Annotated in this window: 18 protein-coding genes; 11 read left to right on the forward strand and 7 right to left on the reverse strand. The window is 34.0% G+C overall.

The genetic code is table 11. From position 1 onward, the window contains the following. Positions 1–17: 17 nt before the first annotated feature. Positions 18–956, forward strand: a complete 939-nt coding sequence (locus NEF87_RS08685; protein WP_457919477.1) for a hypothetical protein — start codon at positions 18–20, stop codon at positions 954–956. A 41-nt stretch (positions 957–997) separates the two neighbouring features. On the opposite strand, the gene NEF87_RS08690 is transcribed toward NEF87_RS08685, so the two are convergent. From NEF87_RS08690 to NEF87_RS08700, 3 genes are all read right to left on the reverse strand, one after another. Then, on the reverse strand, positions 998–1,660 hold the full coding sequence (locus NEF87_RS08690) for a GOLPH3/VPS74 family protein (protein ID WP_457919478.1): 663 nt from the start codon (positions 1,658–1,660) through the stop codon (positions 998–1,000). A gap of 83 nt (positions 1,661–1,743) precedes the next feature. Next, on the reverse strand, positions 1,744–2,430 hold the full coding sequence (locus NEF87_RS08695; RefSeq protein WP_457919479.1) for a GOLPH3/VPS74 family protein: 687 nt from the start codon (positions 2,428–2,430) through the stop codon (positions 1,744–1,746). 80 nt (positions 2,431–2,510) lie between these two features. Continuing rightward, positions 2,511–3,635, reverse strand: coding sequence for a hypothetical protein (locus NEF87_RS08700; RefSeq protein ID WP_457919480.1), 1,125 nt, complete (start codon positions 3,633–3,635; stop codon positions 2,511–2,513). Between the two features lie 274 nt (positions 3,636–3,909). On the opposite strand from NEF87_RS08700, the gene NEF87_RS08705 reads away from it, so the two are divergent. The 6 genes from NEF87_RS08705 (at position 3,910) to NEF87_RS08730 (ending at position 14,558) form a co-directional block, all read left to right on the forward strand. Continuing rightward, complete coding sequence (locus NEF87_RS08705) at positions 3,910–6,987, forward strand: FtsX-like permease family protein (RefSeq protein WP_457919481.1); 3,078 nt, start codon at positions 3,910–3,912, stop codon at positions 6,985–6,987. A 45-nt stretch (positions 6,988–7,032) separates the two neighbouring features. Further along, positions 7,033–7,938, forward strand: a complete 906-nt coding sequence (locus NEF87_RS08710; protein WP_457919482.1) for an ABC transporter ATP-binding protein — start codon at positions 7,033–7,035, stop codon at positions 7,936–7,938. 241 nt (positions 7,939–8,179) lie between these two features. Then, positions 8,180–11,194 (forward strand): ABC transporter permease, encoded by a 3,015-nt coding sequence (locus NEF87_RS08715; RefSeq protein ID WP_457919483.1) that lies wholly within the window; start codon positions 8,180–8,182, stop codon positions 11,192–11,194. Positions 11,195–11,244: 50 nt separating this feature from the next. Continuing rightward, positions 11,245–12,111: an ABC transporter ATP-binding protein gene (locus NEF87_RS08720; protein ID WP_457919484.1), complete on the forward strand. Its 867-nt coding sequence runs from the start codon at positions 11,245–11,247 to the stop codon at positions 12,109–12,111. A 107-nt stretch (positions 12,112–12,218) separates the two neighbouring features. Further along, positions 12,219–13,811, forward strand: a complete 1,593-nt coding sequence (locus NEF87_RS08725; RefSeq protein WP_457919485.1) for a right-handed parallel beta-helix repeat-containing protein — start codon at positions 12,219–12,221, stop codon at positions 13,809–13,811. Between the two features lie 270 nt (positions 13,812–14,081). Beyond that, positions 14,082–14,558, forward strand: coding sequence for an HAD family hydrolase (locus NEF87_RS08730; protein WP_457919486.1), 477 nt, complete (start codon positions 14,082–14,084; stop codon positions 14,556–14,558). Positions 14,559–14,586: 28 nt separating this feature from the next. Here NEF87_RS08730 and NEF87_RS08735 read toward each other — a convergent pair whose 3' ends face one another. Continuing rightward, a complete protein-coding gene (locus NEF87_RS08735) occupies positions 14,587–15,186 on the reverse strand; it encodes a hypothetical protein (protein WP_457919487.1) in 600 nt (199 codons plus the stop codon). A gap of 256 nt (positions 15,187–15,442) precedes the next feature. Here NEF87_RS08735 and trhA point away from each other — a divergent pair, with 256 nt between their 5' ends. Further along, entirely contained in the window at positions 15,443–16,192 is a 750-nt protein-coding gene (gene trhA, locus NEF87_RS08740) for a PAQR family membrane homeostasis protein TrhA (RefSeq protein ID WP_457919488.1), read from the forward strand. Between the two features lie 58 nt (positions 16,193–16,250). Next, entirely contained in the window at positions 16,251–17,792 is a 1,542-nt protein-coding gene (locus tag NEF87_RS08745; RefSeq protein WP_457919489.1) for an acetate--CoA ligase family protein, read from the forward strand. Here the strand turns inward: NEF87_RS08745 and NEF87_RS08750 are convergent. Together NEF87_RS08750 and NEF87_RS08755 are read right to left on the reverse strand one after the other, a co-directional pair. Beyond that, positions 17,789–18,004, reverse strand: a complete 216-nt coding sequence (locus tag NEF87_RS08750; protein ID WP_371806075.1) for a hypothetical protein — start codon at positions 18,002–18,004, stop codon at positions 17,789–17,791. The two genes, NEF87_RS08745 and NEF87_RS08750, sit on opposite strands and share 4 nt — an antisense overlap. 162 nt (positions 18,005–18,166) lie before the next feature. After that, the gene (locus NEF87_RS08755) at positions 18,167–19,606 is read right to left on the reverse strand and encodes a hypothetical protein (protein WP_457919490.1); all 1,440 of its coding nucleotides are present in this window, start codon (positions 19,604–19,606) and stop codon (positions 18,167–18,169) included. A gap of 184 nt (positions 19,607–19,790) precedes the next feature. Between NEF87_RS08755 and NEF87_RS08760 the strand changes: the two genes are divergently transcribed. Then, positions 19,791–21,581 carry an AMP-binding protein gene (locus tag NEF87_RS08760; RefSeq protein WP_371806077.1) on the forward strand — a complete coding sequence of 597 codons (1,791 nt, stop codon included), beginning with the start codon at positions 19,791–19,793 and terminating at the stop codon, positions 21,579–21,581. A gap of 16 nt (positions 21,582–21,597) precedes the next feature. On the opposite strand, the gene NEF87_RS08765 is transcribed toward NEF87_RS08760, so the two are convergent. After that, positions 21,598–22,707, reverse strand: coding sequence for a hypothetical protein (locus NEF87_RS08765; RefSeq protein WP_457919491.1), 1,110 nt, complete (start codon positions 22,705–22,707; stop codon positions 21,598–21,600). Between the two features lie 169 nt (positions 22,708–22,876). On the opposite strand from NEF87_RS08765, the gene NEF87_RS08770 reads away from it, so the two are divergent. Beyond that, complete coding sequence (locus NEF87_RS08770) at positions 22,877–24,223, forward strand: condensation domain-containing protein (RefSeq protein ID WP_457919492.1); 1,347 nt, start codon at positions 22,877–22,879, stop codon at positions 24,221–24,223. Positions 24,224–24,269: the final 46 nt, after the last annotated feature.

A 24,269-nucleotide genomic window follows, 5' to 3' on the forward strand; every position in this document is an offset into this window, starting at 1 on the left:
CTATTAAGTATGTGATTATGAAATTTTGGACATCCTTTTTTGAACTGAGTGTTCTTCTTTACTTTTCAATTGAGGTAATTTTGCTAATTCAAAAAAAAAAATATCTACAATTTTCTACTTTGATTACAGGAGCTATTTTTGGTGTAGTTCTTGAATTTGTAAATGTATTTTTAACTCAAGCTTACACTTACAGCCAAGAATTTATTTTACAAGTCGGAATATTTCCTAATAATATCCCTCTTGTGATTGGATTAGCTTGGGGAATTTTACTTGAAACATCCCATCAAATCAGTGAATGCTTCAACTTGCCTATTTTCATTCGCACTCTTTTTGAAAGTGTATTTGTTGTTTCAGTAGATCTATTTTTAGATGTTGTTGCAATACGGTTGGATGGAGGATTTTGGATATGGACGGATGAACCCATCGTTTCAACTATAACTACAACATCTCTCTTAGGAATAGGTTATGGTAATTTTTATGGATGGTTTTGTGTGATATTCTTTAGCTCTATCATTCTGCATCTTTTTGATAAGATCTATGCAAAAATAAGTGGGAATAAGGATCAAAACAGTAAAAAATCAAGTCCTTGGAAATATCTTCTTTTACGAATAACAATTACGGTGATACTTGCAGAAGGATTACTATTTGTGTTTTTAAATATCTTGAGATTTGCACCGTCCTTTATATGGTTATTTTTTGTCCTTCAATACTTTGGTTCGATTTTAATATTAATATTTTATATGGTAAAGAATAATAAACGTGCTACTTCAAAACTTCCAAACGTTTATTCTCTAGCGTATTATATGTTTTCCTACTTCTTTTGCATTATCACAATGATAGTGCTAGGATTAATCCGAGAAATACCTGTATTTTTTGCACTAAACGTAGTATATGGCATTGGAATGATCATCTTTTTAGGTCGGTTATCATCTTTGCAATGGAAACAAACCACATAATTTCTACAACTTGTTTCTAATTCAATCTTTTTTTGGTGATTTTAACTTGTTATAACTCTAACCGCCAAATCACCCCATTCAGATGCTTCTAAGAAGCGATTTAAATAATATGCTAACATATCCGTTTGAAGCAATTCAGTAAAATCGGAATTACTGAAGAGTATATTATGCTGGTTGAATAAGTTCTGGCTGAGTTTCGTTGCTTTTATTAAGGTTAACAACGAAATTGCATGAATTGATGAGGATTGGATGGATGAATTGATTTCTTGAAGTGTGTCATAAATTTCAGACATAATGCTTGATTGAGTTAGGGAAAATTGCAATTCCTTAAAAATTAGCAATCGTTTTTTCTCTATTTTTTTAATAAAACCGTGTTCAACTAATCGATTTATCAATTGTGGGAAAAAATCAGAATGATATTTATTCAGCAGCTCAACAATTTTGTAGACTTTTTTCTTTTTGGGATAATCTATGATAATTTGCAAAACTTGGGCAAGTAAAGGATCAGTGGGAGGTGAATCCTCAATAATTTCAATCATAATATCATTTTTTTTATTCACACCAAACCGGATTTTACCGAGCAGTTCTAAGTCCTTTAATAAAGCTCCAGTAACTGCATACTTGAAGTGCGGGATTTCATCTTTATTGAGAGTTCCTTTTGTGCCATCTATTGCAATTAGAATGATTTCTTCACCTATTAACATAGAGAAAAAGACTCCTTATTCACATAAAAGTCTTATCATTCAAAGTTATTTGATGGAAGAAAACCTAAAAAAAGCAGATTTCTTTAATGAATTGAACTTGTTGCAGCCGTACTGGAAGTGATGACCGCTATAGCAACAGCAGCATGGATCGATTGAATGATCGATTTCAAATGAGAACCTATAAGGTCTGAATCGATGATGGCACGGATTTTTTTCTTAGCCCTCTTTCGATATTCCTTTGCAAATACAGTTCCAATCATCTCAGTAGCGCCAATGATCGCCAATAAACCCACAATACGATCCGAAGGATGCTTATCATCTACAATAAAATCTTGAATGTCAACCAAAATAGCATCTTTGGGAGAAGGATTAATAACGGGATGTCGAACATATTTGAATATCTTTAAACGTAGTTTCTCAACCCGTTCCAAAATACCTTGTTCGACTAATCGTGAAAAAAGCCCTTCACGAAATTCAGAATATTTCCGGATTAAAAGATGAACAATTTTATCTATTTTGCGCTCTTTTGAATATTCTTGTATGATAATCAAAGCTTTATCGAGAAGGGGATCTTGGGTTAATTGATCATCGATAATTTGGACAACAATTTTATCTTTTTTCATCGTTTCAAAGGCTATTCTCCCCATTAAGGCTAAATCGGTTAACAAACTTCCGGCAATGGCATAATTAATGTAAGGAGCAGAAGTTCCACTCAGTTTACCACTTTCATCATCCAAAGCAAGAAGGAGGACTTCTTCGGCTAAAATCATAATATCCATAATTATGTATTTTTCTATTAAAAAATTAGCTATAAGATAAATGAAGTTAGATAAAAAAATGGAAAAAAGATTTAATTAGAGAGTAATCGAGGTTTATAGTTTGTTGATTTGCTTTTGATTTGTTTGAAAATGAGATGAGTTTTAATTTTCTTCACAATCAATACTACAAAAAATATTTCCAAGGGAATTAATATTATGAAGAGAGATAATTCAAAAGGATCTTGTAACCTGTAATTTACTTTGATATGATGGACAATTCTTGTAATATCATCACCTATACTTAAAAGCACAACAATTTCGCCTTCGAATGATATAGATTGTGTCATTATTTTCAAAATTCCATCTTCATTGGGTAAATTTACTATAAAATGCACAGACGAGGGAAGAGTCGAAAATTCGTCAGTATAATTTTGTGAGAATTCATTGAAAGCAGAATTTAATTTTACGTCTTTAACTCTACCTTGCATTTCACCTTCAGTTCGCACCATTATTCGAAATACTATAGCTGATTGATTTGCCCATTCTTGTTGATTACTTACCATTAATGTCCCTTTTAGACCATCTATCTCCGTAGAATATTCTTTGTATCCATTTTCAAAAACTATCATAGTTTCTGCTGTAAGTATTCCCGTTGAAAGCAATAAAAGCGCTAAAATAGAGCCTGCGATTTTCCAAATATTTTCCGTTTTCATGTTAACAATGTTTTTTGCTTCAATAAAAGATTTTCCCCCGCTTTTCCATCCTAAATATTGATTACCTATTTTGGTTTCATGGAAATACTTGATAGATTTGTCGATTATTAAATCAATTACAATTGTCACAAATGGAAATATAAGATACAACAATATTCCCCAATCACCTATTGTATAAGGATAATTTGCAAAAACTTCAAGAATAAAAATCATAATTCCAAATTGAATACTCCAAATTACAATTGACAAGCCGATCCAAAAAATTGTCTTTTTAAAGATTTTAAGGGAATTGGATTTCTTAGATTCTCTTTCGGGTCTTACAAGAAATATAAAAGGGATTAGTATGCACATACCATATAGGAATTTATTTAACATTGCAGCGATATACAATACCGCTAATAGAAAAAGTAAAAAGAGAATAGATAGCATTTTATTAAAATTCCGTTTTGGAATCGCTAATGGATCTTCTTGAATTTTATGGTTTGCCTTTGAGTGGTTTTCCATAGTTTAATTTAGGGTTTTATACACAAAAACGTTTGCCAATATTTTCATAGGCGACTATATGTAATCATAAGAATTATTCAATACCATATGGTTGGAGTTTTTATGCAATTGATTTTTTTTTTGGAAGACTTCAAACACTTTTTCAGTTTAGGAACATGTTTCACATATTAGAACACTTTTTTTTGAGTGTATCAATGCTTGGTATATTTAGTAAAGATCCATATTATCATTTTAAAACTCATGATAGAGTGATTAAAAAAAAATTGATGATAAAATGATCTTCAACTACTTACGGCACAGTCTTGGCCGAAATAAAACCCGTTCCTTATTAATCAGTTCGGGAATCATTATTTCAATCATGTTGATCTCAGGGGTGATGGTAGCATCTAATTCTATGGCCACCTATATGATTGAAGAAAAACTTGATCAAATCAAAGTGGATTTTGCAGTTTCCAGTAGGAATAAGAATTACACAGAAGTTTTACAAGTTTTGAATGGACTTAATGACAGTGAACAAGGAATCAAAGAATTTCAAGCCGCTTTCGCTCAATCACAATTTAATTATTATCAGACGTACTTGCAACCGGGTAATTCTACTATCGATTGGAATCCTATTTTGAATTCTCACAGTGAATGGGGTGGAATGGATTATTCATTTTTTAATAATACCTATTTTTGTGGAATTTCATCTAATATTTTCCAAGATGTGACAATTTCTCAACGATTTGAGAATGTTATTGGATTCAATGATACTTTTGATTTTTCACAACAAGGAATTTATTTAGACTCGAAAACGGCTAAAAAATATAATTTAAAAGCTAATGATTCACTTTCGTTAGGATTTTTCTATCAAAGCTGGAATTATGAGGAGGAGAAGCAAACTTCTACCAATCATACTGCAGAAGTGCAAGGAATACCAATAATTGGGATTTATACCGTTCCAGATAGGGATGCTTTTGGATATTTATTTGGTAATCAATGGGGTCGAACATATATCGGGGATGATGATGTCATACTTCTTGGAAACCTTACCTACTTGAAAGATGATCTTGCGAATTACCTAATTTCAGAGATAAAAACTTCAGTGGAAAACGCTGGAGACAATTACTATCAGGAACAAGAAGCATCTGTTCGTTATGGTATTTTGATTGATCACAGTGTGCTTGCAAAAATTAATCCCAATTTACTCGAATCCTATATTACTAAGATGGAAACACGGATATCTGTTATAGGGGAATCGGTAATTCAATCATTATCCAATCAGATTGGAGAGTCCATTTCAAGTGTGATGCGAAGTATTTTGATATTTCAGGGTATTTTCTTGATCATATCTCTACCTGTTTTACTTCTTGGTTGGTATTTAAGCAAAACTAATTGGGTGCTCAGTTATCAGCAACGTAGACGGGAGTTAGCACTCTTGAAGGTAAAAGGAGGATTATCCCGCCAATTAACCTTTATGTTCTACATGGAGGCAATTATTATTGGAATATTTGGAGGATTTTTAGGGATCATAGGTGGTAATTTGACCTCTTCTTTGGTATTGAATCAAATTTTTCCAGATGCTCTCGCTGGAAAATTATTTGGAATGTTACTAACTGATACACTTCTAGGAAGATCAATTTCATGGACAACTTGGCTAGTTGGTTTAGGAGGCGCCATTACTATTTCCCTTCTCTCAGTTCGAAAACCTTTAAAAGATTTTTCAACCATGAAACCAATAGATGGGCTTCAAAAATATCATGAATCTAGCCAAAATGAATTACCAAAGAAAAAGCGCGATGTTGCCGTATTATTACTCGGAATTATCCCGATTTTAGTTGCCCTCTTTACCCAAGGAATTATCAACCCCGAACCACCCATTTATGAATATGGAGTAATGCCATCTATTTCGTCTTACAACCCATTCGTCTCCTTATTCCTTACAATATCGACAATATTGCTTCCTTTAGCACCATTTGCTTTAATTTATGGAACTGTTAAGTTGCTATGTCGAAATGTCAAAGTATTTGGGAATTTAATTTCCAGAATAAGCAGAGTATTCAATAAGCAAATATCTGTCTTCACATCAAAAAGTATTATTCGCAACCAAGCTCGTTCATTCCGTCTTGTCTTCATTGTTGCTATGTCCTTGAGTTTTATGGTAATGGCATCCACAATTGAAAGTACCGAGTTGGAATATCAAGATCAAATGCATACAATTGATACTGCAGATGGATTTCGGATGTACTTTTGGTCTCAAGAATTTCAATCCAAATCACCATCTGAACTGTTCGATCTTCTTTGGAGTGAATCAGAAAGCCTTGATTTTAGTGGATTTAACTATCAATTTAACTTGAGGAATGGGAGAATTGGATCCAAAGATGATGATGGAGGGGGGGGAATTCTCGAAGCTTCAGAAAAACAACCATCCTATGATGTTAGTGAACCTTATTTCGGATCCACTCAGTTGAAAATGATTGATGCTAAAAATTTTAGCAAGTTTGTGAATCTCCGGGATGATTGGTTTGCAGACTTATCAGCTTCGGAGGCTATGCAACAATTAGAAATACCTGGAAACGCCCTGATCCCCCAATCTTTAATAGATCAAGGATACATTATTGGAGATAATGTCACCATTAGCTACGAACTAGCAAATGGAACTATGGTCGACTCCAGTATTATAATTGCAGGCGTTTACAATGCTTTCCCGATTATTTCATCAGGATATAACTGGGCTCAAAGTATTATTTTGGATAATTCTTCAATCAGTGATGGAAGAGTTCAAGACGAAATGCAATTTATTTTCTATAAGGAAGACTCAACCAATACTTCTTTTGATGCTAATCTCTTTAAGGAAGTTCTTGAACAATTTGATCCACATGGATATGCTGGTGAGCCTTGGATATCGTCGTCAGATGAATTAGTCACTATAGAAAATTCACTTATCCGCTTTTTGAATTTGGAAAGTATTTATCTTCTAACCATTGTTACCTTTGGTATAGCAATCATCATGTTTATTTCAATTAGTGAGAAGAGTCACGATATGGGATTGTTAAGGGCACGAGGAGTGGAGAAAAAAGTATTATACAAGATTCAAATCGCGGAAGGAAGTACTTTGATTTTCTTAGGTTCGCTTTTTACCGGTATTGGCATTGTGGGAGGTGCTGCAATGATTTTGCAATTAAATAACATGTTTATGCTCAATACAGGCACCGTAATCACTAGAAATCTTATCATACCTTGGATCAAAATTTTAGGGCAATTAGCGATTTCAATGATAGCTTTCATCATTGCCATATCAATATCTGTGTTCCTTGAAACAAAGAAGTCCAATGTTTCAAAAATTGGAGAATTATTACGGGTGGATGCTTGAAACCCTTTTTTTTAATTATAAATTTACTAATGGAGAAAAACTCAAATGGCAACTACAACATTAAAATCGAGTACCACACGATTAAACGAAAGTCAAACAGAAAAAATCCTAATAGATGACGCAATCAAAATCTATAAACGGGGAAAAATTGAAGTGGTGGCCCTCCGGGGCCTATCATGTGAATTTAGACCTGGAGAAATAACTGTAATCATGGGACCCAGCGGATGTGGTAAAACTACATTGCTAAATATGATAGGGGGATTAGATCGCCTAAATTCAGGAAAAATTTTCGTTGACGGGGAAGATATTGCTCAATTTTCAGATACTGAAGTTGAAAAATATCGACGTCAGAAAATCGGCTTTGTGTTTCAATTCATGAACCTGATTCCGGAATTAAACGCTCTTGAAAACATTACATTACCTTTGGAACTATCCGGAACCCTCACCAAAGAACGAAAAAATTTCATCAATGAATTACTCCAGATCGTTGGTTTAGAAGATCGGAAAAATCATCGCCCCGATGAACTGAGTGGAGGAGAACAACAACGCATTAGCATTGCTGCAGCCTTAGCGAATGATCCTGAAATTGTTCTCTGTGATGAACCGACTGGAGAATTAGATTCCCAATCAAAGAAAGTCATTATGGATCTCCTCCGATCGGTGATTGAGAAGTTTCCTGAGAAAACAATGATAATCGTAAGCCATGATCCCGAACTCAAAGCAATTGCGGACAATATGCTCTATATTCGCGATGGAAATATATCCCATACTTTCACTAAAGAGGAAATAATAGCATCTCAACAATCCAAGGATAGTGAATCTTCTTCAAAAACTTATTTCCCAAGTAATCCAAATGAAGCAAATGAGAAAGTTCTCTTGGAGTTACGAGAATTAAATCATATAATCTTGGATAGAATCAACCAAATTGAAAAAAAAATGCACCCCATATGAATTGTTCTAATATAAACCCCTTGCCTTTTTTTAGATATTGATTTCCTCATGATCAATATCCTTTTTTTTTTTTATTTCACTAATTTTTGGCTCAATGGATTTTTATATCAATTATTCAGTATTAAAAATGAAAATCTTGATCCCTACAAAAAGATAATAAAAAAATTTTCTGAGGGATTAGAGGCTTTAAAAAAATAGGAGAGAATGAAAAATTATCTTCCATTATTTGCGAAAAAGTTTAGTGCGAAATAAAACACGCACATTTTTGGTAAGTGTGGGCATTATTGTTAGCATTATGCTTATTTCTGGAGTAGATGTTGCTGCAAATTCTATGGCCAAATACATGACGGTTCAAGTTCTGGATGAGGTCAAAATTGATTATGATGTTAGTAGCAATGAAAAAAACTATACTCTAGTACTTGATACATTGAATCAACTAAATCAATCAAATCAAGGATTCGATGAATTCCAACTTGCATTTGCAACATCAGGGGCAGATTGGGAGTATTCTTTTATAACACCAAGTACAATACCAGTAAACTGGTCAACAATATATGACCCTACCAATCATTCGAGCAAGATTGAGTATGAATTATTAAACAACACCCATGTTTTTGGAGTTTCAGATGATTATTTCACAGATCCTGCTGTGGGAGATCGATTTAGAGATGTCTTAACTACCAATGAAACATTTGATTTCACCCAAGATGGCGTATATATCGACCTCACAACAGCGAATTTTTATAACTTGTCCAAAGGTGATAATTTGACTGTAGGATTTCTCTTCAATGTCTACGATTGGGAAAAATCTGAGAAAAATGATGAAAGTTATTATTATTTTGCAGACACTACCGTTACAAATATCCCAATATTGGGAATCTTCAATTTACCCGATTCATTTACGTTCGGAAGAATGTTTAAAACAACACGTTGGGGAGATGGAGCACGAGTATATGAGGATGATACGGTTCTACTCGGTAACATTGATTATGTGGAAAATACAATAAATATTCCGTCCATGCAAACGATCGTTGATCAATTAGGTGAAAACCTTCAATATTTAGAATCTTATTACAACAATCCTGCAGATTATGACTCCAACTTTAATTTTGGAGTTTTGGTTGATCACGAATCCTTAGCTGTTTCTAGCCCCGATACTCTCAGCTCACTTATTAAGAAGCAAAAAACACGTATTGAACAGGTGGATCCAATAATGATTGATAGAGTAACTAGTAATTTAGAAGATTTAATTTTGGAAGTCCGTCTTTCGATAATGCTCTTTCAAGGAATCTTCATGATCATTTCCTTACCCGTCATTATTTTAGGTTGGTATCTATGTAAAACAAATTGGGTATTGAGTTACCAACAAAGACGCCGAGAACTTGCATTATTGAAGGTTAAAGGAGGTATCTCACATCAATTAAAAGCAATGTTTTACTTAGAAGCAATTATCGTTGGAGCTCTTGGAGGTCTATTAGGAATCATCGGAGGAAACATAACATCACCTCTTGTACTAAACCAAGTCTTTCCAGAAGTCGTGGAAACACTAATAAAAACAACAATGTGGGGAGATATTTTATCAGGACGATCAATAACGCGATCAACTTGGCTTATTGGAGGAATTGGTGGAATAGCACTCTCCCTAATTGCAGTGAGAAAACCTTTACGAGATTTTGCAGCGATGGCTCCTATTGATGGCCTTGCAAAGTACCATGAAACCAGTCAAAATCAACTCCCAAAAAAGAAAAAAGATGTTGTACTTTTAATACTTGGGATTCTGCCAATAGCCTATGCAATTATTGTAAATTCAGCATTTAAAGATCAAATTTCATTCTACAATCCCTTCTTATCATTATTTACGGGATTGGCAACCATATTACTGCCGATTGCACCATTTGTACTTATTTATTCATCGGTGAGATTGCTTTGTGGCAATCTCCAAATCTTCCAGAAAGTTGTCACAACTATAAGCGGAGTGTTCGATAAAACGATCGCAGTTTTTACTTCAAAAAGTATCATTCGAAATCAAGCCCGATCTTTTCGGTTGGTCTTTATAGTTGCAATGGCACTCAGTTTTACAGTAATGGCGTCAACGATCAAACAATCAGAATTAGCTTACGAAACTCAAATGAAAACTATTGAAACCGCTGATGGATTCGGAATGCAATTTTATTTATCTGATAAAGGTGATGATGGAATAGAGCCTTTCTTAGAACATCTTTACAACAATCAAGAAAAAGGGCATTTTGAAGCGTTTAATTATAATTATCGCCTCGCTGGAGGCACTTTGGAAGGGCAAGCAGATAATTATGACTATAATTATGATGATCCTTCTGATCGTCCCGTTGCAATCAATGTTATCTCCTCAGCCAATTTTTCTGAGTATATTAAGTTAAATGATAAATGGTTCATAGATATAACAGCCAAAGAAGCGATGGAAGCTCTACAATCTCCCAATACAACTTTAATTCCAGAAACACTTACAGGTAAAGGTTTAGGAGTCGGTGACACAATCAAAGTGGAATATACCGAACATGTGAATCATACAACTTTAATAAAAAATTTAGCGATCGTAGGAGTCTATAAAGCCATTCCCTTAGTATCTACCGGATATTCATGGGAACAGCAATTAGTGGTTGATCAAGTTTCAGTACCCTACGGATATTCGTGGGACACTCTAAGATTTGCTTTTTATGGAATCGATGGGAATCAAACTGCTTTGAATGAAGATGAATTTGAGAATATCGTGCTTGAATATGACGAATATGCCCATGCTCATGCACCTTATAATTACAATGATGAATTTGAGACGATGGGATCTTCTTTAATTCGTTTCTTAAACTTGGAAAGCCTTTACCTGGTGACAATTGTCACTTTTGGAATTGCAATTATAATGTATATTTCCATCAACGAAAAAAGTCACGATATGGGATTATTGCGAGCACGGGGCGTGGAGCGGAAAGTACTTTATAAAATCCAAATTGCAGAAGGGGGTACCCTCATTTTCATGGGTTCATTATTTACTTTCATGGGAATAATTGGAGGTGCAGCAATGATATTACAGCTGAATAACCTTTTCATGATGGAGGGAGGTTCCGCACTTGAACGGACATTACAAGTCCCTTGGTTAACAATACTTTGGCAACTAGGTCTTTCATTAGTGTTATTTGTTATAAGTATAGCAGTCGCAGTTGCGATTGAAACAAGGAAATCTGATGTCACAAAAATCGGAGAACTACTCCGGGTAGATGGTTAATCTACTTTTTTTATTTTAGACAAATTATTAGGATTTATGAGGAAAGTAAAATGGAAATGAACAACACAAAAATAGTGATTGATGATTCAATTAAAATTTACAAACGGGGATCTATAGAAGTCGTGGCTCTCCGCGGATTAAGCTGTACCTTCCATAAAGGAGAAATTGCAGTCATTATGGGTCCAAGTGGCTGTGGTAAAACAACATTGCTAAACATGATAGGTGGCCTAGACCGCTTAAATTCAGGCAAAATAATTGTAGATGGCCAAGATATTGCCCAATTCACTGATAAAGAAGTCGAAAAATATCGTAGAGCAAAAATTGGGTTTGTTTTCCAGTTCATGAATTTAATCCCCGAATTGAATGCGGTAGAAAACATCACCTTACCACTGGAATTATCAGGTACATTAACCAAGGAACGAAAAGAATTTATCCAAGAACTTTTGAAAATTGTTGGATTAGAAGATCGTCAAAATCATCGCCCTGACGAATTAAGTGGAGGAGAACAACAACGAATTAGTATTGCGGCAGCTTTAGCAAATGATCCCGAAATAATTCTCTGTGATGAACCTACGGGAGAATTGGATTCACTCTCGAAAAAAGTAGTAATGGACCTCTTACGATCGGTTATTGAGAAATTCCCAGAAAAGACCATGATTATTGTAAGTCATGATCCCGAGCTCAAAGCGATCGCCGACCAAATGTTCTATATTCGGGATGGTAACATCTCCCACACCTTTACTAAAAGTGAATTGCAAGCCAAACAACAGGCAACCCTAACACCGGGGGATGTCCAGACTTACATGCCCAGTAATCCAGATGAAACGAATAAAGCTATATTGACGGAATTGCGACATATAGATCATTTCGTAAAAGATAAGATCAATAGCATTGAGAAGAAAATGCACCCAGTATAAATATCAAAACCATCAGTAAAATTTCTTTAAATTGCATCTTTACTTTTTTTTCTTTATTAATTCCAAATCACCAATGACTTTAAAAAGAATTAATAGATATGTTTTTTATGCCAGAATTTCAAGATACTAGCTTTATATTTTCTAAGCTAGGATTTAATGTAAAGACCAAATCAGGAATTACATGGTCTATTTGCTTAATAATTGTTTTTTCTATTTTTACAATGGTTAACTATCTTCCAGTACAGGCAAGAATCCAAGCAGATGAACTAGATCCAATCGGAGTTGACCATGATGATATCGATTCAAATCCATATATTACAGGAAGTGGAACAGCTAACTCACCATACATCTTGGAAAATTTGGCAGTCAATGCCAACGATATAGGAACATGTCTATGGATTTCGGGAGTTAATAGCTATTTAATTATTCGTAATTGTACTTTAAAAAATGGAGGGGATGTTCCCTCGGATGCAGCAGGAATTTCGTTACAAGCATGTAAACGAGTTACTATAACAAATTGTACTGTAAAAAATTCAAATTACGGAATTTTTTTACGAAACTGTGATGATATATTCATTTCCAACAATACGATCCAAGATAACCGTATAGGAATTGAAATTGATTTCACAACGCAAGTAAATATCACTCAAAACACAATATCTTCCAGTTCAAAATATGGAATAATAATTAGTGACCAACATTGCACAGAGATATCAATATATGAAAATATATATGAAGATAATAGCCTAAAAAACATCAAGGATAATGGTGTTAACAATCAAATTTTAGATAGCAATCCTTCAGATATCTTTTCTTTAGAAAATTTGTTTTTAATTTTAAATGTAGGTATTATAATAATCTTTTTTGCTATTTTACTTCAATATTTAATGAAATATGCTTATTTCAATTCTTCTTCAATTAAAATAGAATCTAATGAAGGAGAGGTTATGCGTTCAAATTGGACTCAAAATGGAAAAAAAAAGATAACATTTGAAATCAAAATCATTGTCGAGCGCATAAAGCGAAATCCATCTGAGATATTATTATTGATTCTTATCCTTTTCATTTCTACCTTTTTCGTCATTACATCGGCGGATCTGATTTTATCTTCGACTATTAATAATACTGGAAATCAATGGGAGACATATCGAATAATTAAAATAATTATTCTACCATTATTATTCCTAATACTCATTTTAACTGGATTAGATAATTGCGTTAAGAGAAGGCCAAATTGTGCAATATCTTCAAATAAAAATAAGACAAATAATTTTCAAAGATTAAAAAACTATCTGATAAAACTAGATCGATTCAGTATTTTTTGGATCTCTTTGGGTATTCTATATAGTATTTTAGGTGCTATGGAAGGGACCGAGGTTCTTGCGGAATTATATCTGTTTTCATTCAATCGAGGAATCTTAATAGGCATGTTGACATCTCCAATAGAATATGAAATAATGAAAGTACTATTTGGAATATTTTGGTGTATTTTTGCCCTCATATTCATACCAAGTTTTATTTATGTCTCTAAATTAAAGGGAAAACAAAGAGTGCCTTTTTTTAAAATGCTAGTTAGAATTCAAAGAGGCAGTATAACTGAAAAGATCAAAATACTCATCATGATAATTGGAGTAATATTTCATTTATTCTTACTTTACACAATTATTCTATTGTTCTATATGGCTATTCATAATATCTAATTGAAATTTCCCTCAACATATAATAAAAAAGTCCATAGTTTGGAAATCTATTTTTTTTTAGGTTTTTTGTTCATCTTTTAAATAACGAAGAGACACTTATCTCGAAAATATGTCTACTTTATACACTCTACAGTTCAATCTATTTGGTTAAACGACTCAGACTTAAATACGAAATAAAAATAATAAAAAACCTTCAAACTATGACAAATTATCTTTATATCCTATTTTTTCGCAAAATACTTAAAAGCTCGCAGTATATTAAAAGCAATCATGGGCATTGATATCAAGATAAGTGGTTTTGGCGATCTCCATCTAAAATATTTAATAACCGATTTAAATGGAACTCTTTCCATGTATGGTGAACTTCAACCAGAGATACACGCATTACTATCGCAACTAAAAGAAAAAATGGAAATTTATATCCTTACTGCTGATACATTAAACACTGGGGAACGTATAGCATCCGAATTGGGAGTAAATTGGCATAAACTCACCAAACAAAAATCTCAAGCAACAGAAAAGGCAAAATTTGTTTATAAATTAGGCTCAAAACACGTCGTAGTAATGGGAAACGGGCGTAATGATGTTTTGATGTTTCAAGCGGCTGCATTGGCTATTGGTATAATGGGAGAAGAAGGTATTTCACCACAAACCTTAGAAAAGGCAGATCTCATTGTAAAATCACCTCTTGACGCTTTAAAGTTATTAATAAATCCACTTGTTTTAAAAGCGGGATTACGAAATTAAAGTTTTTGAAAAAAAGAAATGAAGATGATTATTCGGTTTTCTTTTCGTGATCCAGCATAAGGAAGGAAGATGTTATAATAATAACTGCAATCAACAAAATAAAGAAGAACACTACATCAAAAATCGGCCCGATTACGGGGTCGGAGATAATTTGGCCAGGGATGTTCACAAAAAGTGCCACGATATTTGCCAAAAGACCATATGCAAATCGTTTCATCCTATCATGAGAAATGCCTTTACTTCTCTGAATGCCATACTTATTGAGTTTAAAAATAGAATAAAACAAGACTGCCATTACACTCCCAATAAGAACAGCCAATGGAATTAAATCCATCTGAGTATTTACAATTTCGTCAGATTCCAATACTGTAATAAACCCACGATCGATAATCATATAAAGTGTAAATCCGGCCCACCACCCAACATATGGAATCCAATTCATTTTGAGATTGAACCATTTCGTGGAATCTACCAAGACTTTCATAGAAAAGAATAATCCGATAACACCAGCTAAAATCATGGAAAGAGCAATCCGATAAAAAATTTGAATTGCCCATGAAGTTGCAATGATATCATATAAAAGAATAAACAAAGAATAAAATGCTAACCCGAATGTTGCGCTTGACATAATGATATTTCCCAGATATCGAGGGTTTTTCTTGAGTGTCAAATATGATGCAATTATGCCAAATACAAAAATTAAGATCTCTAGGATATATCCCACTACTGTTAAAAATGCCATCTCGAGATTACTTTGTTTTTGTCGTGTTAAATATATTCCCTTTCTAAAATATGTTTTTTTTTTTGGCTTCGTTAATAAATATAAGGAAGATTGATACTATATAGAATTGACAAACTTTATTACTGACCAACCAATTTGAAGTTTGAAGCAAGCTACTATTTCATACCTCGCAAAAAAATGGTTCATCATGGTCCGACCTTCAGATTTTGATAATACTCCACAAACGAGTAATAAAACACCTCATTTTCAATTTAGAATTTCCAAAAATCCAGAAGAACGATTCAACACTTTATCCCATCTTCTTGCCGCAGTTATTTCCTTTATTGGATGTCTCATTTTACTTTACAAATCCAGATCTAATCTCCAAATATTTTTGATCTATATCGTGTATGGATTTTCAAATACCCTGCTCTTTATTTCCAGTAGCATTTGCCATTCCCAAAAAATTGAAGATGATGTAAAAACATTCTGGAGAACTATTGATCAAATAGCAATTTTTATTATGATAGCCGGTACTTATACTCCTATTGCATATATATATCTTACAGGGGGTTGGAAAATAGGGATTTTACTGGCTCAATGGACATTTACACTAGTTGGCATACTGGTAAAAATATTTCTCCCCGACACACCCCGATGGATTACCGCAGTTATATATTTGATTCAAGGTTGGATGATTGTACCAGTTATAAATCCCCTATACCGTGCTATGGACCTGTTTCCATTTATCACGATTTTTATTGGAGGTATGATGTATACAGTAGGGGTTCTGTTTTATACAACTAAGAAACAAATTCTTTTCCCTGGGAAATTTGGTGCTCATGAATTATGGCACATTTTTGTCATATTGGGAGCAGTTTCCTTCTATTATGTAGTTTTTCAATCAATATAACACTTCTCCAAAATTTGAAAAAACAAGGTTTTAATCTCACATATCTAAACAATAATTAATGGTTGATCAAAAAGCGAACCCGCATTTTTTAAACTCCTTCATTAATCCAGCATCCATTGCCTTTTTTGGCGCAAATGAACAAATCCCTGACAATATGGGCGCCTTACAAGCACTCACATTAATTGACAATGGATACCTTGGTCAAATTTATCCAATTCATCCCCGCTTAGACACAGTCTTTGGATATAAAGCCTATAAATCTATCAAGGACATCCCTAATAAAGTGGATCTGGCCAAATTAATCTTACCGAAACGGTATGTGCCTCAAATTTTGGAAGAATGTGGACAGTGCGGCGTAAAACATATCATCATTGTCACGGCAGGCTATCGTGAAGTCAACGATAAAGATAGCCAAGATGAAATTATGGCCATCATAAACAAGTATGATCTGAAAGTTCTCGGTCCGAACTGTATTGGTATGTTAAATACTCATGGATATCTTCTTGATTCTTCAGCAGAATTCGTAATTAATACAACGGTTCAAATGTACAATGAACCCCCAGGCACAGTTTCAATTGCATCGCAAAGCGGAACCTTCGTTTCACATAGTTTTATGTTATTAGCCGAACGGGATTTGCACCTTAGTCGCGGGTTTTCCTTAGGAAATGAACTAATTATAGATTTGTGCGATTGTTTAGAATTTTTTGAACAAGATCAACAAACTGAAGTAATTCTCCTATATATAGAAGAAATTAAGCGCGGGAGACGATTTTATGAACTTGCTAAAAGAATTTCCTCAAAAAAACCAATTGTGGTGTTATATCCTGGCGGCACTTCAGGAGGAAGCAAAGCGATTTCATCCCATACAGGGTCAATGGCCGGAAATGATGAGATCCACAATGCAGTGTTTAATCAATCTGGAATAATAAGAGCCGATTCTGTGGAAGAACTTTTCGATATTGCCTCCATTCTAGCAAAATTAATTCCAACAGATTCTATCCCAAAAGGAGACCGAATTGCAATTATGACTAATTCTGGAGGTCCCGGTGCAATGATGGCCGATGCTACATCACGAGCAAAACTAACATTGCCTCCCCTGGGGGAGAAATTGAAATTAAAACTTGGAAAATTACTCCCTCCTACTGCACAGGCAACTAACCCTCTAGATTTAACCTTCAGTTTAAATCCTGCCCAATTTCACTATACGATTCCCCGAATGTATGCAAAATCATCAGATTTTGATGTTTTAATTTGTTATGGCGCTTTTGGCCCTTCTTTTTTCCGTTTTAATGAGTTTGGAACGAGTTTTATGAATCAAGAAAAAAGCAAGGAAAAACTGTCGCAATGGTTGGAATTAGTCGAGTCGAGTATTGAAAGTGCCAAACGTATTGTAGCGAAATTTAAATTTCCAATAATTAATGTGATTTTCATGGGATTAGATGAACCCGTCTTTTCCTTACTAAATAAAAGCGATTTTCCAACATTTAAGATGCCCCACCAAGCAATAGCCGCTATAAAGAAGGTAATAGGTTATGGAAAATATCGCCACAAGATCCTTAATTTACAAAATTTGACTAAAAAAGAGATTAAGACGGATTAATTATCATCAAAAATGATGGGATGCTCGACTGGTTTTGTTTTTGGAACAGAAAAATGAGTAATTACGCCAATAATAACGGACAAGATGCCTAAACCAAAAAGAAAATCAGAAATGATTGCTTCATGCAACAAACATCCAAATAAAGTACATATTACCCCTCCAAACAACGTTATTTTTACTATGAACGAAATAGAGATTGTTCTTCTTGCCATAGGATTCACATTTTGGTTTTTTTTTCTTAATATACCTACATGCATAGGTTATTTAAATGATTCTTATTCATTATTTTGGGAGAAGGATGAATTTTTTCAATTTTTAAAAAATGAAGACTGGAATAAGAGGCTTAGTTCATTTTCTACGTTTTTTAATAGATTCTACTTTGCCAGAGCGTGTTGTAATTTAAAAGCTTGTTTCCAATTGTTATATTGTGCAGGCTCAGGGTTTTGTATCAACAATTTGTGTAATAATGAGTTACTAAAACGATATGTTCGATTCATCCCAATTGAATACGATAATTCCGAATTATGTCCTGTGATATCGTATGCCATACGCGAAATCGTTCCATATTCAAAAAACCCCGTTGAAGTAGTTAATTTTTCTACTTTGACGTTTCGAGTTGTTGAGAAGACTTCAAACTTCTGAATATTGTAATATTTTTCCATATAATTCATCCCATACATTGCAAGGAGTGACCCTAATCCATTTTCTCTAAAAATTTGTGGTAATAATAGGGCTGTTCGGAGAGTGAGTGGAGATTCATTGCTAATTTTCCCAAAGGCTAATCCTGCAAATAGTGTTCTATTTTGGAATTCCATGGTCATTACTCCAGCAAAATCACCCACTAATTCATCAATAAAAACATCTGTCAAAATAGAGGGATTTACACACCCATTTGGTAAAATTAGATTTGAAAAGGAAGAGCCTTCAGTAGTGAGGCATTCTACCAATGTAAGTATTAATTGGATCTTAAATCTATCTCGCAACGCATTCCATTCTCGAGATTTGGTGGATACAATGGCGATTTTAAACCCCATTCGATTTAGTAATCGTAAATCCTGTCTATAACTGCGACCAAAGGTGGTCGAATGGAAGAATGTGTCCTTGCTAAGAAGAGTTTTTGCCCATATCATTTTTTTCCGTTGTTTATATTTTGTCAAGGTTTTTTTAATTTGTTTTTTATGAAGTGCGATAAATGAAGCATAATCAATCAGTTCTTCACCAAAATTTTCGTTAATCTCCTTGCAAAAATTAACAAGTTTGGATGTTTGGTCCACAATTCGAATAGCACCATCCATCTGCGAAATCAAGTTAGCTGTCAACCCTTTTTGTTCTTCAAAGGATGGATTTTGCCAAAATAAATGAAAACTTGAACAAACACGATTATTCTCCACATTATCAGCAAAATTTGAATGAAGAGCCCAAGGATGAGAAATTTCACAATTTAGCAAGAATTTTTGCTGTGATTTTCGGGGGATGACAATTAATATGTAGCTAATTACTTGTTCATCTATGGAAGTGAAGTCACAATAATCATCTACAAGATCTTTAATCAGATTACTTTTGAAAAAATCGTCCATTCGAGTAATATTTTCTTTTTTAAATAAAATATACATCCGGATCCAAGGCAGAAATATCCCCTTTGCAGGAACATGCTGGAATCCAACCATCATCCAAGTTTCATTCGTCTCTTCCTCAAAAACACGATATTTTTTTTTTGTATTAGCGAGAAATTTTAAACTTGGGAAATCTTGCATAAAATCTTGGGGATTGATTGTTGCATTTCCTCCCAATACATTATATTTTAAAATAACCATAAGTTTCCTTTATCTCAATATTTTTAATATTCGAGAATTTTTCATTCGGTTGCTAAGATATATTTATTTTTTAATTAGAAAGAGAGAATATAGTGTTCCCTTAAAAAGGGAAAGATAAATTATTTAATGTTTTGAGTTAAAATAATTCTACCGATTTTAAGACAATTTGAAGCTTGAGGGAATTATGCCGACTAATCCATATTTAGTCCCAGAAGGAAGACCGTTCCATACAGGCCAATATTGGCCCGAAGGAGTCCCACATCAAATAGAATACGACTATACCTTGACTTTAAATGATATGTTTGAAAATTCAGTAAAGAAATATCTAAAGGATCCCGTTATTTGGTTTTTAGATGGATGGATCACCTATGCAGAATTAAAAGATTCTGTTGATCGCTTTGCTACCGCCCTTCATTCATTTGGAGTTTCAAAAGGAGATGTTGTCGCAATTCACCTGCCAAATTCCCCACAATACGTTGTCGCCTATTATGCAATCGTTCAATTAGGGGCAATTGTTACTGGGATAAATCCTCAATATAAACCTACGGAGATTCTTCATCAATTAAAAATTACCGGTGCGACTTATCTCGTGGTATTGGATGCGCTTTATACCAATTTTGTAGCACCCATAATGGATAAATGGGAACTAAAAAAAGTTATCCATACTAACATGTTAGATATGGCTGTAGGATTATCAGGAGTTAAAAAATTCTTGGCAAAGAAACTAAAAAAAGTGCCGGTAACCAAAGTTATTCATCCCAATGCAATATCCTTCAAAGAATGTTTAAAATTTGAACGAAAAGCACCCAAAATCGCAGTATCAGCTTCCGATCCTGCAGTATATATGATGACTGGCGGAACCACGGGAATTCCAAAAGCCGCAATCCTAACCCACTTGAACTGCGTTGCAAATTCTTTTCAAAGTGAAGAAACTTTGACGAATCAACCAATCCCTAATCGAAAGCAAGTATTGGGAAATAAAACTGCTTTAATCGGAGTTTTACCTCTCTATCATTCCTTTGCCATGACTTCGGTCATGAATTTTGGTATAAAAGCAGGGTGTTGGATGAAATTATACCCCAAACCCCCTCCCACCGAAGAATTATTGAAAGATTTTCATGAAATGCCTGATCTGAATGGGTGCATTTATTGTGGAGCAGAAATCTTATTTCAACGCATAGCGGAATTACCAAGTTCTGTGTTGGACCAATATGACATTAAGGGAAAACTAACTCTTTGTATTAGCGGAGCCGGTCCCCTTCATGAATATGTACGTATTCCCTATGAAGAAAAAACCGGATCTAAAATTCGGGAAGGATATGGATTAGCAGAAGCATGTCCAATCGTTTCTACGAACAATTTCTTTGGAAAATCAGATCCCGGTACGATTGGTGTACCCTTTCCAGGCACTGATTGGAGAATATTTCCAACCGACGACTTTGATGAAGGCCCCATTGAAACTATTGGGGAAGAAGGGACAGGGGAAATCTGTATTTGTGGACCCCAAGTTATGAATGGATATCTGAACGAACCGGAACAAACTGCTGATACCATCAAAGAGTGGGATGGACGCAAGTGGTTGTTAACGGGAGATATTGGATTCATGGATAAGGATGGAAGGGTCGTTATTCGAGATCGTAAAAAGCAACTCATAAAATTAGCAGGTCATTCTGTATTTCCAGCCGAAGTGGAAAGTTTGTTGGGCAATCACCCTCAAGTATTGGAAGCAGCAGTTGCAGGAGTTCCCGATCAAAAAACGGGAGAAGCCATCAAAGCGTGGGTGGCTTTAAAACCAAGCGAAATCGGGAAATTGACCACCGATGAATTACTCAGTTGGGCGAACGAAAACCTAACTCGATGGAAAGTGCCGAAATATATTGAAATTGTAAATGAATTACCCAAATCGGCCGTCGGAAAAGTAATTCGACGCACCTTGCAAGAAGCTGACCCATTGTGGCAAGCAAAAAATCAGTAATTGGAATGTTGTAGACTTACATTAAAAGTCCTTTTTTTTCATGTAGAGTATTGATCTTTTCTGAAAGTTCTTTATGCGCTTTTTTATAAATTGGAATAAATTGAAAAATTCCATTAAGAAAATGGGACATTTTATTAAAAGTAGGGTTATTTAAGAAAATTTCAGCCCTGTTTTCAAGATTTCTTTGGATTTCAGCTAATCTCTCTTGCCAGGAAAGTAATTTTTCTGTTGATTCACATAAAAGATGGATATTTGCCTCCAATATTGAGGGCATAACATAATGATATGGTCGTTTGCGGGGGATTATTTTACGAATATAATGAAAATTTTCTAATTCTTTAAATGTTTGAGAGATTCTCCCATTTGAGAAGGATGTGAGTTCCTTAATTTTCTGTTGAGTAATTTTTCCCCTTAAATAGAAGTAGGCTAAGATTTCTGCAGTAATTTCGCTATGATGGCGCAGTATTTGATGATTAGTCAGATGATTAATCAAATTACTCTCCACTTGAAGAAGTGATGGATCCAGATCAATCTGTTTGTCAAACTTGCTTTGTACAAGTATAATTTCCTTGGTTATTAGAGGAGGGAATCTTTTATCGGAATACTTTAAACATTCATTAGTCCAAGCAGAAAAATTTAAGAGAAATTCATAGGTATGGATCAATTGATCCAACCTATCAATCAAAAATGAGCATCCAGATGTCGAGGGTTCAAATTTCTGTAAGATTTCACTTCGCTTTTTTTGGAAAAATATAATTTCTTTGGTTAGGGAATCTTCACCTTGAGCAAAAGCTAAAGATGTTTTAGAATAACTAGAATTTAAAGAATACTCGTATTTTTTAGTCGATTTATTTAGTTCTACATTAATTTCTTTTTTTTTTGTCAATTCCTTTAAGGTTTCAGAAATTGTCCCACAGGATATTTTAGTCAATTTCTTAAATTGATCTTGTGTTAAAACCGGATTAAATATGAGATAGGCCTTAATTTGTGATTCTTTGGAATTTTGTGAACGATAATTGCTAATATCTTGAATGAACTCAACAATTTGTTGCTGACTTGAGAAAAGAAGGGTTGAAACATCATTTTCATGTGAATTAGATTTTGATATTTGATCTGTTTTAGTCACGTTTGTTTCTAAAATAACTAAGGAATTTTTGATATTTAACGATTTTGAAAATCGTGAATTTCACTGAATTCGAAATGCTTAAATATAAAATTCACTATAAATAGATCAGAGATTTCATTATGTGTGAATTTCACATTAAATGAAATTTTAATTTCAAGAAGGTAAAAATATGATTAACTCAAATCTCGAAACTTTTCAAATGAACTTAACTTTTGAGCGTTCTTTTCTTCCGGCGAGATCCTCAAATATTAAAATCGTAGCAGCGGTCAAAGGGCAGATAACACCAGAAGCATTTCATAATGCAGTGACAAAATTGGCGTTAAAACATCCATTATTAAGATCGAGAGTAATTGTACGTAGTGATGGAAGTGCCTATCTCACTACTGAAGGAGGATGTTGTCCTAAAGTAATTATTAAAGAAGAACGAACAACCGAAGATATTTTTGAAGCAATCTATCAAGAAGATTTACAACCAGCAAATTGGGAAAATGATCCTACCAGTCGCTTCTTCCTCTTCGGCAAAACAGGAAATCAACACATAATTGTAGCATATATTCATCATACAGTTGCAGATGGGAGATCGGTGGCTTTTGTGATGCAACATCTACTAAGTTTAATTGCAAATCCCTCACAAGAAGTGAAAATTCTTCCTCCTATTTCCATGCTCGATGCAGTTCCTTCTGATATCAAGATCTCTAAGATGTTAACCAAACTATTAGGAATGATCAATAAAAAATGGGGAAAAGAAAAAATTACTTTCACTATGAAAGATTTTCTACAGGTTGCTCAAGAAAAATATACCCAAGGCCCAGAAATTTATGTTGATAAATCATTAACACGTGAAGAAACAAATCAACTTCGACAAAAAGCACGAAATCACGGAGTTTCAGTCAATGCGATGATCTTAGCTGCATCAATACTGGCAAAAGAAATAGAAGAAAAAGCTTCTTCTCCAAATAAGGTAGGATTTGCAGTTGATGTTCGTAAAAAACTCACTAAAAATACAGGTGAAGCATGCAATTTACTTGCTTCGGGGTTAATGGTAAATCCAAAATATAAACGAGGAATGACATTTTGGGAGTTAGCTCGAAATATACATATAAAAACCCTAAAAAACATAAAATCAAATAAGAAACTATTCATGAAGCGTGTTATGGCCCCACTAATGGATCCTACCTTCAATGATGCAATGTATATGATGCAGCAAAGTAGTTGGGAAGGTACTCCAATGTTGAAAAAAATGGGAAATAAGAAATCCCCAGTTGGAGCAGTACTTACGAATTTAGGGGGCCTAAGTCTTCCTTTGGATTACCTTGGACAAACACCTATAAAACTTCAAGATGCAATCTTCTTCCCCCCTATTGGTGTGGATTCTGTTATTGAAATTGGAGCAAGTAGCTTAGCAGGAAAACTCCATTTAGTGACTCAATCCAAGCAGGATGCACAAAACCAATTAGTGAAGGAAAAAATATTGGTGAAAATAATTGAGATTCTTCAAAAAAATACACAACAATAAGAAAATTAAGTCCTATCTCTAGTATTTTTTTTTTTATTATTTACTA

Source organism: Candidatus Lokiarchaeum ossiferum, from assembly GCA_025839675.1.
Lineage (GTDB): Archaea > Asgardarchaeota > Lokiarchaeia > Sigyniarchaeales > Promethearchaeaceae > Lokiarchaeum > Lokiarchaeum ossiferum.

What these genes read in the sequence shown, in the direction of transcription:
- NEF87_RS08695 (WP_457919479.1), bottom strand. Translation starts at nt 2,430, where the DNA reads ATGATTTTAGCCGAAGAAGTCCTCCTTCTTGCTTTGGATGATGAAAGT.
- NEF87_RS08750 (WP_371806075.1), bottom strand. Translation starts at nt 18,004, where the DNA reads ATGGCAAGAAGAACAATCTCTATTTCGTTCATAGTAAAAATAACGTTG.
- NEF87_RS08705 (WP_457919481.1), top strand. Translation starts at nt 3,910, where the DNA reads ATGATCTTCAACTACTTACGGCACAGTCTTGGCCGAAATAAAACCCGT.
- NEF87_RS08725 (WP_457919485.1), top strand. Translation starts at nt 12,219, where the DNA reads ATGCCAGAATTTCAAGATACTAGCTTTATATTTTCTAAGCTAGGATTT.
- NEF87_RS08770 (WP_457919492.1), top strand. Translation starts at nt 22,877, where the DNA reads ATGATTAACTCAAATCTCGAAACTTTTCAAATGAACTTAACTTTTGAG.
- NEF87_RS08690 (WP_457919478.1), bottom strand. Translation starts at nt 1,660, where the DNA reads ATGTTAATAGGTGAAGAAATCATTCTAATTGCAATAGATGGCACAAAA.
- NEF87_RS08700 (WP_457919480.1), bottom strand. Translation starts at nt 3,635, where the DNA reads ATGGAAAACCACTCAAAGGCAAACCATAAAATTCAAGAAGATCCATTA.
- NEF87_RS08730 (WP_457919486.1), top strand. Translation starts at nt 14,082, where the DNA reads ATGGGCATTGATATCAAGATAAGTGGTTTTGGCGATCTCCATCTAAAA.
- NEF87_RS08755 (WP_457919490.1), bottom strand. Translation starts at nt 19,606, where the DNA reads ATGGTTATTTTAAAATATAATGTATTGGGAGGAAATGCAACAATCAAT.
- NEF87_RS08685 (WP_457919477.1), top strand. Translation starts at nt 18, where the DNA reads ATGAAATTTTGGACATCCTTTTTTGAACTGAGTGTTCTTCTTTACTTT.
- NEF87_RS08720 (WP_457919484.1), top strand. Translation starts at nt 11,245, where the DNA reads ATGGAAATGAACAACACAAAAATAGTGATTGATGATTCAATTAAAATT.
- NEF87_RS08760 (WP_371806077.1), top strand. Translation starts at nt 19,791, where the DNA reads ATGCCGACTAATCCATATTTAGTCCCAGAAGGAAGACCGTTCCATACA.
- NEF87_RS08710 (WP_457919482.1), top strand. Translation starts at nt 7,033, where the DNA reads ATGGCAACTACAACATTAAAATCGAGTACCACACGATTAAACGAAAGT.
- NEF87_RS08745 (WP_457919489.1), top strand. Translation starts at nt 16,251, where the DNA reads ATGGTTGATCAAAAAGCGAACCCGCATTTTTTAAACTCCTTCATTAAT.
- NEF87_RS08735 (WP_457919487.1), bottom strand. Translation starts at nt 15,186, where the DNA reads ATGTCAAGCGCAACATTCGGGTTAGCATTTTATTCTTTGTTTATTCTT.